A 13904-nucleotide genomic window follows, 5' to 3' on the forward strand; every position below is an offset into this window, starting at 1 on the left:
GACTCTTGAACGATGGAGTAGCGGTCCTCCGGGGTGAATGTTCGTCGTGTTTTGCTCATTGTTCCTGAAGTTAAAGGGACTTAATTGTTTTTACAATTTTGTCCAACTCTTCGGGGGGCTAAGACAAAGACGCAGTCTTTTTTTTAAGACTGCGTCGGCTGATTTTTGACCGGCAGTTGTAATACTGCCCGCCCCAACTAGGGAAGTTGGGGTGAAGGGGGCTGCAAAGCTCGCTGGGTGCTGCCAAGCGGGTGTCATAAGCAGAGCAGCCTGAACTGTACCGGAGACAGGCCATTTCCTGTCGGCCGGGCTACCACCGAATTGATGATGAGACAACGAAGCATGCGCTGGAAGCCTCTGTACTTACTCACCAACCCTCACCTTCAGAACTGGCTGAGAGGGAATCTGTGGGCTGATTGGTTCGGCCTTGATGTTGCCGAACCAGGAATGAGTTTAACTTATTCGATGATGGAGCCTCCCCTTAGCCATCATCCCGTACCACCAGGGGTAGAGCATGCCATCTAAGGATTCACAGGTCAGAAATCGGAACATGGGAACTGGGAGTGATCCGCCTGTCAGGAAAACAGGCTATCGACAGCGACTCGGGAAGGGTCATTCTCAGGGCGGAGTCCGCGTAGTAGTCCGAGAACGGGAAAGCTGTTCACATGGCGAAGGCGGGCAGGGAATCGATACACTTTCAAAGCCGGAGAAGCGAGCCATGGACTTGGCTCACCAAGCGGATTACGCCTGGGTACTCAGCGTGCAACGAAAACTGTATCAATGGAGTCAGAAACATCCCACCGAAGCCTATCGAGAGTTATGGAATTGGTTAACAGACCTGCGTAACTTACGAGAAGCCTGGCGTCGGGTAGCCCAGAATAAGGGCAAACGCACACCAGGAATTGATGGGATGACCGTCGGAAGCATTCGCCAGCGCATAGGCGAAGCCTCATTCTTAGCGTCTCTTCAGCAGCAGTTAAGGGCGGGAACCTACAAACCCAGTCCTTGTCGCCGGAAGTTGATTCCTAAGACGGGCAAACCAGGGAAATTCCGTCCACTGGGCATTCCGACGATTGCGGATCGGGTGGTACAAAGTGCCATCAAACAAGTGCTGGAACCCATTCTGGAAGCGCGCTTCTGGCATGTTTCGTACGGCTTTCGGCCGGGAAAAGGCTGTCATGGAGCGTTGGAGCATATTCGCATGAGTATGCGCCCTCGAAAGGTGAATAAACAGGATAACAAACGCCATGAGATGCCCTATCAATGGGTCATTGAAGGCGATATTCAAGCCTGTTTTGATCATATCGATCACCACCAGCTGATGGACCGGATTCGGCAGCACTCGGCTGACCGACGGGTTAACCAGTTACTGGTTCAGTTTTTAAAAGCAGGCATTCTGTCAGAGGAACAATTTCTGCGAACCGATGCCGGTACGCCACAGGGGGGTATCGTCTCTCCCTTGCTAGCCAATGTAGCCTTGGGGCTGATCGAAGAACGCTATGAACGGTGGGTTAACCATCAGACAAAGCGTCAGGAACGTCGCCAGTGCGACGGTATCAAAGCCGCAATGTGGTCCCGAAGTGTGGATCGTCAGGCCGGTCGGACGGTATACTTCCCGTTTCGATACGCGGACGATTTTGTCCTTCTGGTAAGTGGTAGTCAAGAAGATGCACGGTCAGAACGAGAGGCCCTACAAACGCTACTCCAGGAAAAGATGGGTTTAACGCTCTCGCCTGAAAAGACTAAGATCACCCCTCTAACCGAGGGCTTTCAGTTCTTAGGTCATCGGGTTAGCATGCGTTGGGATTATCGCTATGGCTGGACACCTCGGTTAGAGATACCTAAACAGAAAGCTGCGGATCTACGCTACCGTATCAAACAACTGACAGGGCGGGCTACGCTCGGCTGGTCGTTGGATGAGCTGCTACAAAAACTGAACCCTATCCTACGCGGTTGGGGCAACTTCTACAAGTATTGTACCGGAGCAAAGAAAATCCTGTCGACTCTGGATTGGTACGGACGGGATCGTATTTGGCGCTGGTTACGCAAGAAGTATCCAAAAGCCAATGTCCAACTGATTTTAAAACACCGCCAACCCAGTCGCCTCCGTCCCAGATGGAAGGTATGGCGGGGCCATACGGTGGAGCACTATCAAATGGGCTGGCAGAAGGTAATGCATTATCGACGAGGATGGATGAAGCCGCCTGACTTCATGATGGTTCCTGGAGAGCCGGATGCATAACGAAAGGTGCACGTCCGGTTCGGAGAGGGGGCAAGCGAAACCGGTAGTTATAAAGCTATTCAGGCGCGCTTGCTCTACTCTACCGTATTTGCCTTTGGCAGATGGTAAATGGGCCTATCTAGCCAGTTGGTTAGATCTATTTTCCCGTCGGATCGTGGGCTGGTGGGTCGACAAACACATGAAAGAAAGCCTGATTGTGCAGGCCTTTGATCAGGCCCTCCAACAGCGTCAACCCAAGCCGGGTTTGATCGTCCACTGCGCCGGCAGCCCACTCGGATCGGGGTGGTCAGTATTTTGGTCATTCTTTTCGGCAGCGGCTCGATAAATGGCGGTGTCAGCAAAGTATGGCAGAAGCAGATAATCCTTACCAAAACGCTCATGCAGAGTCATTCTGGGGCCGATTAAAAGCGGAGTTGTTGGAGGATGGCTGTTTTATGAATCTGCAAGATGCTCGTGACGAGTTGTTTAACTATATTGAAGGGTATTATAATGTGCGCCGATTGCATTCGGCGTTAGGATACTGTTCACCGATTGATTTTGAAAGCCAATTTTACCAAACTGTTTTGTCAAACTCTCAAAAGTAAAGTGTCCGGCCAAACAGGACCACCCCAGTCTACTTACTAGGCGGCCGCCACGGGGCGCCCCGCCATAGTTCACCACTCATACCTCGGATCTTCAGTATTGTACTTTTAGAAATTAGGTTTTGTTCTGCTAATCTAAAGGGCGGCCCCGTCGAAGGCGTGCCGAGGGCGGTCGATAAATGTTAATACACGCTGATCGAGTACCGCCCGAAAGTAGGCATAACGGCTATGGTATAAAATCATGGCAAAGACCCAAACCTTACGAGGCTTGACTTCATAGTCAAAGGTACCCAGATAGCCAAAGTCAACCTGACCTTCGGCACCGGCCTCAATGTGGAGCGGCACGTACACTTCTTTCCCTTTCCCAGTCTTCACCAGTCGAACCACGCTCCGATACTAGGTCTGGATCGGTGGTTGCTGTTGGCAAAGTTGCTGATAAATAAGCCGGGCCGTCAATCCGTTCTCATGGAGCGTCTTAACTAGCTCAATGCTCTCATCGAGCTTCCTGGTTCGCACTTGTGGGGGAGGCTGTGTAATGCCCTGATTAAGTCGTTGAAGAATCTTGCGAACGGTATGTCGGGAGATACCCAACTCGTTGGCAGTCTGTTGTTGGCTCGTACCCCGTTTGTGCAAAGTCTGAACCGTGAGGTACATATCCATGTGGTACATTGGCGTCCTGCCTTAAGGCAGGACAGGTTAAATGTTTTTCCATTAACCTGTGCACTTTTACTGGCACTTAACAGCTGCTTTGCGCATCGGTTCAGGAAAGGCAAGCGTGTTCAGCGCCAGGTATCCAAGTACGTCCGGTATACCCCGATCGAAAAATACAGGCCCCGTTGCGATTTCTGCTGTCCGATAAGCGTCTAGTTTCCAGGTAAACATCCGACGGCCTTTGCCCGTCGGATTGACACAGGGCAAAGCGGTCCCTCCGGAACGCACCTGTTATTGGATGATGGCTCTTCCAGCCTCAGGCATGACCAGGAACCCCAGAGCCTTTATGGTGTCTAGCAACACTGTTTTGCCAGAACCCGGTCCCCCATTAACACAATCAACGAGTTTGTTTGCATGACTAAAAAAGGTTCGGTTCATACCGCTCCGTTTGGGTAAGAGCATGAAGCATTCCAAGGATGATAATCGAATGAAAAAGCTGGCTAACGTAATCGGGCTCGATTCGTGGATGGGCTTTCTTCCCCAAGATGAGGATTCTTGCACCACCCTCTTCCTAAATAGCGTGAGTGTGAAGACTTTCTTTTAAGGGTTTAGAACTATAACAAGGCGATCCTGACATACAGTTCGCGAATTCTGCCTTACATGGTTCAGAACAAAGGTAGACAACGCTCGAGCGTTCTTACAAATCCTCCGATGACGGGCGCAACCGGTCCCGATCCCAACACTATCCTTTTGCCTTCATTTCACCTAAGTCCGCTCTCAATCGTCCTCTCTAGCCAAAAAAATAAGATGGAAATTCAGCGGATGACTTGAAAAAGGATTTGGCCGCTTTTCCCCTCTCCTATTGATGGTCGTCAACCTACCATAGAAAACGTTTTACGGCCCGCTGGTTCCACGCAATTACCTTAGTAAGGTAATTGCCAGCTAAGATGCCGATAGCCCCGTAAACTGCCTTTTTCGCGGGTTTCTCCATTACTAAAAGGCTGTATCGCTTCAGCGTTGAAGCCAGAATCGCCGGCATCCACCGGAAACACGCCAAAATCGTCGGTTCTGTATCGCCATCTCCGGTGATTTATGATCCAACGCTTTCGTTCATCCGGTTCTCCTCTACCAGCGCCCAGTATTCTTCCAGGCCTAACCCTAATGCCTATTCTACGACGGTGCTCTTTTCATCGGCGGGTTACTTTTGAGGAATCTTCCTTTTAGTTCTGTTCCGAAAGTCACCAGAACTTCTGAATTACGTTTATCCGCAGGCTGAATAAGACAACTCGTGCGTGGATCAATAGAAGCATCTAATCCCTTTCCTACCCGCTTCAAGCCGTTTGTTCTCAACTGCGAGGAAAGTACCGTTAACTGCGAGGAAAGTACCGTCGCGGTGGTCTTTGTTTCCTATTTTCCAAAAGCGCCAGCCCCCCTTTTTTTTTTTGAAAAAATTTTAAGCCCCTCCATTACCTAATTAGGTAGGCATTATAAATTTACCTTATTAACTATTATGGCTCGATAACTTTCTGATTATCAGAAAGTTAATACTGTCAATTGCGAGGAAAGTACCGTTAACTGCGAGGAAAGTACCGTCCAACTGCGAGGAAAGTACCGTTAACTGCGAGGAAAGTACCGTCCAACTGCGAGGAAAGTACCGTCCAACTGCGAGGAAAGTACCGTCACTGCGAGGAAAGTACCGTCAACTACGAGGAAAGTACCGTCAACTACGAGGAAAGTACCGTCACTGCGAGGAAAGTACCGTCAACTACGAGGAAAGTACCGTCACTGCGAGGAAAGTACCGTCAACTACGAGGAAAGTACCGTCACTGCGAGGAAAGTACCGTCAATTGCGAGGAAAGTACCGTCACGATGAGGGAAATCCCATCAATTGCGAGGAAAGTACCGTCACTGCGAGGAAAGTACCGTCAACTACGAGGAAAGTACCGTCAATTGCAAGGAAAGTACCGTCCATTAGGTTAAGTTACCGATTCTTGGGAGCTAGTAAATAACACGTTCTGAGGGGCATGGATAAACTACGAGGAAAGTACCGTCTGGTGTGGGTCTTTCGATAGAATTTAATCTTAAAAGGTGGCAAAATTCGGCTTCAGAGGCGGATTAACGGGTTTTTTCTCGCAATTACTTTTTTAGGGTAAGATACTATTTCGATAGAATTGTATATTTGTTAGAACACCCTTCATCTTGATCATGTCACGCAAAGCAACCAGTCCGAGTGATACCCCTTTGTTTCCCAGTACGGAAGTCATTTCAGAAACGCGGCCCGATCGGGTTGTTGCCCAGCATAATGACTTGATTAAAGCGCAATACGACATGTCATTGCTTGAAATGCGCTTGTTTGTTGCCATGTTAGCTCGTATCAATCGGGGAGATAGTGAATTTTCGATGTGCCGAATCCCGGTATCGGAGCTTTATCCGGATAGTGAAGTAGGTGGCAAGACGTACTCACAAGTAAAAAAAGCGGTAATGCGCTTGGTCAGCCGCTCTATTACCGTTGAGACGAAGGATGCCAGAGGCGTTCGGGAAGTGGTCAGTAATCCACTGATGGCAACCTGCCGCTACAAAGAAGGAACTGGCTTTGTCATTGCGCAATTCAACAATTTTGTCAAACCTTACCTGCTCGAGTTGAAAGGCGATTTCACCCGTGCTCAGGAATTGACGTTAATTGGATTCCGTAGCTTCTATTCATTTCGGGTGTATTGGCTGTTAAAGCTATCCGCGTTCAACAAGGATATCATTGAAATGGAGTTGACACCCATGAAACAGATGCTGAATTTGGTGGACCGTTACGCCAATTTTGCGGATTTCAAGCGTTTTGTGCTGGATGTGGCCCAGCAGGAAATCGCTTTCACCGATATGGCGTTCGAATACACGCCCCAGAAAGTGGGACGTCAAGTCGTGGGAATTCAATTTAACCTACTCCGGCCGACCGTGGTCGCCCAGGACGATACCGAATTACCCGATGGGGTTCAACAGCGACTCAATGAGATTGGAATGTCCCTGCAATCTCTGCAGGACATTAAATCCATTTATAACCAAGGGAAAATACCGGATGATTATTTGCGGTTTGTGCTGGATTATTTCGATCAAACACAGCAGAAAGGCCGGATTCGGTCCCTAGCTGGCGTTGTGTACAAAGCCTTAACGACCGACCAGCTTCGCAGCGAGTTTGAAGTTTGGAAAACGCAGAAGCCCGTTTATAAAGCCCCGGTTGCGAAACCGGACGAAACCAGCGAAACCGATCTTCGGGCGTCTGAGCAAATGCAGCAGCATTTTCAACGCGCCGTAGAAACCCTTGTTCAGCATCCGGAGTGGGCTTCACAGGTGGAAGCCCATATGCAAAAAGGATTATTGGGCCATTTTTATCGAAAAGATCGAAATCTGGCCGAAAACATTCATAACCCATCTTTAATAGGCCCTTTTTTGGAAATAATGGAACAATTATGCCCGGATTTAAAACAAGAGTGAGTTCGAACAAATACTACTTGGGAAAGTTTAATTATTTTCAGTGTGTTAGCAAGGGTGGGATGGAAACCCGTCCAAATTAAGGTGAATTGCCTGGAAACATAAGCGTGTTTTCAACATGATTTACTCTTTCCTGGCTCGATTACCGGTTTTGCATTTGAATACAGAGCGAAAGCCAATTTAATAACTTATTGGTAGAAGGTAGGACGGCCAGCTTTGAAACCGGATTGATTCAAAATAATTGGCGATAGGATATGCTCATCAGCCAATATGGCCAACGGAGCGGTATGAACGGATAAGCAAGGGTATCTGAAGCAAGACGTAAACATCCTAAGTTTTTATCCCTGGGTCTTCTACAATTAAATAAAAAAGGCAAACATAGGATATGCTGTTGCTGGTTTTCTTCCAAAACTTTTCGTTTTGACATCCTGCCCGGCCTAAAGGCGCGGGGATTCCCTTAACTGGCGCTTCATGCCCGAAGCGGACAGCAGGATATTCCGGGCCGCACTAACGTCCCTATCGTGCCGCGTTCCACACCAACAACAAACCCACTGTCTTACTCCCAACGAACCGAGTCCACGCGGACCGCAGCGTTCGCCACAGTCCGAGCATGTTTGCGTTGAGAAACGTTCATTGACCTCTTTCACCTCGACACCAAGCCCAATGGCTTTATAGGTAAGCATCAATTTGAAGGCTGACCAACCAGCATCCGATACGGATTTAGCCATCCGGGTCTTTAGTAACTTTGAAGAACTCACATGGCCTACTACAATCCGGTCATATTCCCCCACAATCGCCGTACTAGCCTTGTGGGTCCAGTCTTTTCGCGTGTTTTTAATCTTGGCGTGAAGGGCTCTTACCCGTTTTTTCTTCCGGGCACGCTGGGCCATTGCTACTTGATGTTCGTACTGTCGGGTGAGATTTTCCCGACTAAAAGCCATACCGTCCGATAGCGTCAGAAGGGTTTTAAAGCCCAAGTCAATGCCACACTCTTTGCCGGTTTTGATTCGTGGCTTTTCGGCTGACTCGATCACTAAATTGACGTACCAGTGACCTTGAGAGTCCTGAGCAAATGATCCGAACCGTACCGGTAACAGGTCGAGACTTCCAAAAGCGGAACGTATAGCCGTTGTAGGTGATGGAGTCTGCCTGAACTTTCACGCCCGTTGCCTTGAAGCGAATCCAGCCCAAAGAGCGTTTCCGGCTTCGCCATGACAACCGGGTTTTGCGGAATTGCTTACAGGCTTTGGCGTATTCTTCACACATGGCCTGAACCGTCTGAGAGTGTACCCCCAAGTCGTTGGCGTAACCAATGGTCAGTTTGTTGAGGTCAAAAGCGGAGAAGGTTTTTCGGAATTTAGCCCACCGTTCGGCATTACTCTGGTTACAGTAATTCCAGACAAAATTGACCGAGTACCCCATCTTGACCAGATGCTTACCCGCCGTTTCGTCTTTGATTCTGTATTGCAGAGTTGTTAACTTCACTACATAAAGTTAATGAAAAACATTAACTTTACAACATGGAAAAGAAATTAAATTCGTCTCGCGGCTGCGTTTACAACATCGGCTACCACCTGATTTGGTGCCCTAAATATCGCCGTAAGGTCCTGACGGATGATGTTGAAATCAGGTTCAAGGAAATTGTCAACCGGGTAGCCAAAGAGCACGGATGGGAAATTGCCACCTTGGAGGTGATGCCCGACCATGTTCATGTGTTTGTTAAATGTGGTCCAACCGACAGCCCTAACCACATCGTGTCTCAATTCAAAGGGAAAACGTCTTTTGAGTTAAGGAAAGAATTTCCGTGGCTCAAAACGAAACTGCCGGCTCTGTGGTCCCGGTCGTATTATTGTGAGTCTATCGGAAGCATTTCGGCTGCAGCTATCACCCGGTATATTGAAGAACAGAAAAACCGCTAACCCACAAACCCTTGGTTCGCTACGTGCAACCGGCGCTTATACCCCCGCCCTAAAGAGCGGAGTTTTACGCTCCTTTTTCATAAACGGGTGAATAGGCGACAGATTGTTGTCGATACGCAAGGCCGACTCTGGATAGCGAGTGTTCATGCTGCCCATCAGGCGGATGGTCCGGCTGCGATTTCACTAATTGGAGATCTACTTTGGCGAGTGGGCGAACGGCTAAAAAAAGTGGATGGCGACTCGTGCTATACTGGTGTCTTTGCCCAAGCCTTAGCTGATTGGTCGATTGATTTCGAGTAGGCATTGCGGCCCGAATCGGCCCAAGGTTTTGTGCCTATCACCAAGCGCTGTGTCGTGGAACGCACCATTGCCTGGACAAATTACTTCCGCCGAATCCTCAAAGATTACAAGTATACGGTATTATCTTCGGTCCGTTGGCTGTACTTAGCTAATATTCAACTGATGCTTCAACGTGTCTAACTGTTTTACCAAAGATAATTCCCGAACACGTTCTAAGGAACTTTTCCATGGAATTATCTCCGTTCATGAGTAATGAATGTAGGGATATGGCGGGTTTCAAAGGCAAATCTGAAGATTCATTATTTCATATATTCTTGTGACCATCATCTAGAAATAGGGTGTAAAATAGAATAGTATAGCTTCATAAGCTTGAAAGGCTACTAAGCACCCATGAACACGAGTTTGTAATAGCTTCGGTCATTTTTTATAGATAATGGCAGCTAAATCGGAAGGTTAGAAAGTACATTTTTCATAAATGTCATCTAGGTTATAGTTTTCATTTATTGATGTGGTGAAGTCTGTAGCGTGTCAATCTACGCCATTCAATGTGTAAAACCGTATCTTGTGACACAGAACTATCAAGGCAGACTTGACTACACACTGCTTGCATTTTTGCGGCTACCTTTCATTTATTACCATCGCTCTTTGAGGAAAGAATCCGCAAAACTGTTAAAGTTTAAAAAGCTCAGGATCGGGCAAAACGGCTCCTATTGATTCTAAGCTTTTTAAACTAGTTGGCTTATTTTGCTTCCAGGAGTTGTTTGAGTTGCTGGCTGCAGCGGATGATCTCATCACAAACAGCGGCTCCTTTGGCCGGTTTACGATCTAGTTTGCGGATTAGCTGGGCCAGCTGTTTTTTTAGCCCTACCATTTCATCCGTTGATGGGTCGGAGACGATAGGGGGGGGCAATAAGTCCTGAAACAAGCTGGTTAATTCCGGTAAGGTTTCCAGCGGGGAGTGCGGTTGCTCCAGTCGGCTCAACTGCTGGATCACTCCCTTTGTTACTTTAGCCTGACCACTTAGAATAGAAGTACGTAGATTCGGTCCAAGCCGGCTTAATCCACGGGCAAACTCAGCATCACGCTTGATCGTTTTTTCACTTACGTTAAAGCGTTGAGCCAACCGCTCTGAGGTTGAACCGCTAATAGAATCGTCATAAGGGTCATTTTGACCCTTATGGTTTTCTGAGGTAGACAATTCAGAAGGAACATTTTGACCCTTATGCTCCTGGCGATCGTACTTTCCCTTTTCTCCTTTTTCACTTAAGTACCGCATGCCCCGCAAATAAGAAGACTGTTCTGGTGTTAAGTTTCTGCGTCCCAGTTGATTATCAATCATATACAGCTGAACGTCGGCCATTGAATCAAAAGAAACCAGATGAATTTTAAAGGGTAACCCATACTGTTGGCAGATGGAATATCTATTGTGGCCATCAATTAATATGTATGCAGGCTCTGCATCATTGGGTTCCAGTTCCGTAGTTTCCCAGACCAATAGCGCTTCCCGGCATCCGTCTTTTCGGATGTTTTCGGTTAATTGAGTAAATTCCGTGGGGTGCAGCGGGGGAATGAGCGCTTCCAATTCGGGTAGTATCGTGATTTTTTTTCGAATCTCTTCGTGTCGAATCAGGCTCTGGTCTTTGATAATCGTTTTAGCGCCCAACATCGTGGTGTATTTCTTCATAATCGTTCTCGTTTGTATGTCCGAGTGACCGATGATCAACCGGCTAAGCATAAGGGACATTTTGACCCTTATAATGTATAAAACTTAAAGTCATAAGGGACATTTTGACCCTTATGGTTGTGGCCATTAGCATCGTCCCTATATTCATTAGGAGCTCAGCGTACGGGATGGTCTGCGCAAAGTTCCCGGCTAAGGCTCTGGTAATCGGCCGCACCGCTTGAATGGGGGGCATAAGTGAAAATATCCTGTTGGGCCACTTGACTTTCCTTAAGGGCTACATTCTGGCGAATTTCCGTCTTAAAAATTCGAAAGCTAGCCAAGGCTTGCTGAATGTAGGCCATCATATCTTTATGTACTTTTAGCCGTTTATCCACCATTGTAAGGACAATGCCTTCTACGGTCAGTTCATAATTGATGCGGTCTCTAACCTGGGAGATGCGGTCAAAAAGATTATTCACCCCTTTCATGGCCGACGCTTCGGGTTGTAAGGTCACCAGACAAGAAGTAGAAGCGACCAGGGATGAATTGGTGAAAATATTGAGCGCCGGGGGGCAGTCAATAAAAATGTAATCGTACTGACTCCGTAACGGAGCCAGGGCATTTCGCAACTGATTAACCCCCCCAACGGCCTGCACCAACTCCAGATCAGCGTAGGCCAATTCCAGATCACTCGGTGCTAAATCATAATTGGGACCAATGGAGACAATAGGCAACGGTTGGTTTTTCAATAGAGCATGGACAACCTGTTTTTCGGGTTCGTCGTGTCCCAGGGTCTGGGATAGGTTACCCTGGGAGTCCATATCGACAAGCAAAACCCGGAACCCGGCCATGGCCAGTGCTTTTCCCAAGTTAAGGGTCGTGGTAGTTTTACCCACCCCCCCTTTGTGATTGATAACGGAAATAACCTTCGCCTTGGGTTGGGAAAATTCCAGAAATCCGTATCGGCGCAAAATCGGAAAGAGCGCCGACAGATGTTTGGTATTCAGTACCCGGTCACCCGACAACGCTTTGGAAAGCGTACTGGCGGGTAGTCCCGCTTCTTTTTCAATCACGGCCTGCGATAGGGCGGGCTTCTGCCGTAAAAAACGAACGACATCGTCGTGGGTTAGCATGCTAGGGGAGGATTTTATTTTGTCTACAATTAAGACAAAAGTTGCTTGAATGTCAATGTTTATTGACAAGACGGTCGTAACAATTACAAAATAATGAAATGTACGTCTTGTTAATCAGAAGCTAACCGAGAGAGGTGAAAACAAACCACGTTAATGCAGAACCGGTAGGAGCGAGGTAGTTCTTGGCGACGAACTAAGAATTGATGTTCGCTTCAAGCGTGACAATTGACCGATCCAGTTATTTAAAAGCTGTTTCAGGTAAAATGTGACCATCCTCTCGGGCAACAGTCTAATTAGAAGTAATGCCCGCGTGCATTCGAATCGCGTAGCTATGCCTAACAAGCAGGATTGGATATGAAAAAAAAGCTTTACCTTCTGATGGGTCTTCTTCTGGGGTTACTCAGCACCTCTTTTGCGCAAAAGGGAAGATTCCACGTTCAGTTTGCTGTAAAAACCGTCAACTGTGCGACGGGCAAAGCAGTCATTGCCTTGCAGGTCAAATCCAGTAGGGCCGATAGCACATTTAGGATGGGGGATGCCAATTACCGCTTTGATTACGACCCCCGCATTATCAATAATCCGACCATCGTCAGCCAGGAAAACTACTCCAGTGCCACGCCGGCGGGAGACCAGCGATATGGCCCACAAAATTTAAATGGTAGTACTTTTGGGGCTACCAAAGGAACCGTTTCCTTAAATACCACCTTTACGTTTAAAGGATTGGAATTGGGAGCCGCCCTGGTACCGACAACCTGGACAACGGTTTCCTGCATTCAGTTTGATATTGTCAATCCCCAACAGATTCAAAATAATTGTTTCCCCTTAGTCTGGCATACGGACAGCATGTTCCCGGTAACGGGCATGAATGAATATGTGGTTGTTCCTAAAACGGACAAAAACGAAGGGTACGAACTCAAGGACGTTGTTGCGGGGGGCGTTTTTGGAAATATCCAGTTATGTGTTCAGGAGTATTGCTCTATCCAGGCGATCGATGATCAAAACACGACAAGTGTGAATACTTCTGTTTCCGGTAACGTGCGGATCAATGACCTAATCGATCCATCAACCCTTGTCGTGACAACTACCCCCGTGGTAGCTCCCAGACACGGATCGATTACGCTCAATCCCGACGGCTCTTATGTATATACACCGACCAATGGCTATATAGGTAAAGACAGTTTGCAGTACCGGGTGTGTAAAGTAAGTGACCCCACCGTTTGCGCCACGGCCTGGCTGCGGCTGACCATTTCGGCTCCTCCGGTTCAAACCATTGATTTGGCCTTAACTAAAACCGTCAGCAAGCCCCAGCCAGCTTTACAGGAAGTAATTACTTATACCTTAACGCTGACCAATTCGGGTCCAGCGAATGCAACCGGGGTAGAGGTAAAAGATTTATTACCCGCGGGCCTAACCTTCCAGAGCAGCAATGGAAATTACAATGCCAATACCGGTATCTGGACGGTTGGAGCCGTTAATTCAGGATCTACGGTTCAGCTCATCATTACCGCCCGGGTAACGACTCAGGGTACCTGGTTTAACAAGGCGGAGGTGAGCAAAGCGGATCAACAGGATTCCGATTCGACTCCCAACAACGACAATTTGACAGAGGATGATATTAGCGTTGCGTGTATTGCAATTCCGGTGAACATCTGCGACGGCGATGTCTACCAGATTGGGTTACCGAGTGGGTACGCAGGCATTCAGTGGTACAAAGACGGTCAGCCTATCCAAGGAGCTAACGGTGCCACCTTACAAGTGACCGTAGCGGGCAGTTATTCGTTTACGGCAACCAACGCCCAGTGTCCCATTCAGGGATGTTGCCCGGCCATTTTCGTGAATGGGGACTGCTGTAAACCCACCGTTTGTATTCCAATTACAATTACGAAGACGAGAACGGGACGGTAAGAATCAGCAGTTGATTCGCATAGTTCGAGA

11 protein-coding genes and 1 pseudogene are annotated in these 13904 nt (G+C 48.0%); 6 read left to right on the forward strand and 6 right to left on the reverse strand.

Annotated elements, in window-relative coordinates; genetic code table 11:
- The first annotated feature begins 718 nt into the window (after window positions 1–718).
- The 3 genes and pseudogenes from ltrA to ACYVH9_RS30260 form a co-directional block, all read left to right on the forward strand.
- The gene (gene ltrA / locus ACYVH9_RS30250) at window positions 719–2242 is read left to right on the forward strand and encodes a group II intron reverse transcriptase/maturase (protein WP_460640197.1); all 1524 of its coding nucleotides are present in this window, start codon (window positions 719–721) and stop codon (window positions 2240–2242) included.
- A 94-nt stretch (window positions 2243–2336) separates the two neighbouring features.
- Complete coding sequence (locus ACYVH9_RS30255) at window positions 2337–2567, forward strand: DDE-type integrase/transposase/recombinase (protein ID WP_460640198.1); 231 nt, start codon at window positions 2337–2339, stop codon at window positions 2565–2567.
- A 16-nt stretch (window positions 2568–2583) separates the two neighbouring features.
- Window positions 2584–2826 (forward strand): annotated as a pseudogene (locus ACYVH9_RS30260) (integrase core domain-containing protein); the annotation flags it as partial.
- A gap of 132 nt (window positions 2827–2958) precedes the next feature.
- Here the strand turns inward: ACYVH9_RS30260 and ACYVH9_RS30265 are convergent.
- On the reverse strand, window positions 2959–3198 hold the full coding sequence (locus ACYVH9_RS30265; protein ID WP_460640199.1) for a hypothetical protein: 240 nt from the start codon (window positions 3196–3198) through the stop codon (window positions 2959–2961).
- 21 nt (window positions 3199–3219) lie between these two features.
- Window positions 3220–3492: a helix-turn-helix domain-containing protein gene (locus tag ACYVH9_RS30270; protein ID WP_460640200.1), complete on the reverse strand. Its 273-nt coding sequence runs from the start codon at window positions 3490–3492 to the stop codon at window positions 3220–3222.
- A gap of 2187 nt (window positions 3493–5679) precedes the next feature.
- Between ACYVH9_RS30270 and ACYVH9_RS30275 the strand changes: the two genes are divergently transcribed.
- Window positions 5680–6957, forward strand: a complete 1278-nt coding sequence (locus tag ACYVH9_RS30275) for a replication initiation protein (protein WP_460640201.1) — start codon at window positions 5680–5682, stop codon at window positions 6955–6957.
- Between the two features lie 434 nt (window positions 6958–7391).
- Here ACYVH9_RS30275 and ACYVH9_RS30280 read toward each other — a convergent pair whose 3' ends face one another.
- The gene (locus ACYVH9_RS30280) at window positions 7392–7988 is read right to left on the reverse strand and encodes an RNA-guided endonuclease InsQ/TnpB family protein (RefSeq protein ID WP_460640202.1); all 597 of its coding nucleotides are present in this window, start codon (window positions 7986–7988) and stop codon (window positions 7392–7394) included.
- Window positions 7933–8439 (reverse strand): nuclease/transposase family protein, encoded by a 507-nt coding sequence (locus tag ACYVH9_RS30285; protein ID WP_460640203.1) that lies wholly within the window; start codon window positions 8437–8439, stop codon window positions 7933–7935. The genes ACYVH9_RS30280 and ACYVH9_RS30285 overlap by 56 nt, the downstream gene beginning before the upstream one ends.
- Before the next feature lie 35 nt (window positions 8440–8474).
- Between ACYVH9_RS30285 and tnpA the strand changes: the two genes are divergently transcribed.
- Window positions 8475–8873, forward strand: coding sequence for an IS200/IS605 family transposase (gene tnpA / locus ACYVH9_RS30290; protein WP_460640204.1), 399 nt, complete (start codon window positions 8475–8477; stop codon window positions 8871–8873).
- 1039 nt (window positions 8874–9912) lie between these two features.
- On the opposite strand, the gene ACYVH9_RS30295 is transcribed toward tnpA, so the two are convergent.
- Window positions 9913–10857 carry a hypothetical protein gene (locus ACYVH9_RS30295; protein WP_460640205.1) on the reverse strand — a complete coding sequence of 315 codons (945 nt, stop codon included), beginning with the start codon at window positions 10855–10857 and terminating at the stop codon, window positions 9913–9915.
- Between the two features lie 155 nt (window positions 10858–11012).
- Entirely contained in the window at window positions 11013–11969 is a 957-nt protein-coding gene (locus ACYVH9_RS30300) for a ParA family protein (protein WP_460640206.1), read from the reverse strand.
- 354 nt (window positions 11970–12323) lie between these two features.
- Between ACYVH9_RS30300 and ACYVH9_RS30305 the strand changes: the two genes are divergently transcribed.
- Window positions 12324–13874 (forward strand): Ig-like domain-containing protein, encoded by a 1551-nt coding sequence (locus tag ACYVH9_RS30305; RefSeq protein ID WP_460640207.1) that lies wholly within the window; start codon window positions 12324–12326, stop codon window positions 13872–13874.
- Window positions 13875–13904 lie beyond the last annotated feature (30 nt).

It is taken from the genome of Larkinella harenae (assembly GCF_054780515.1).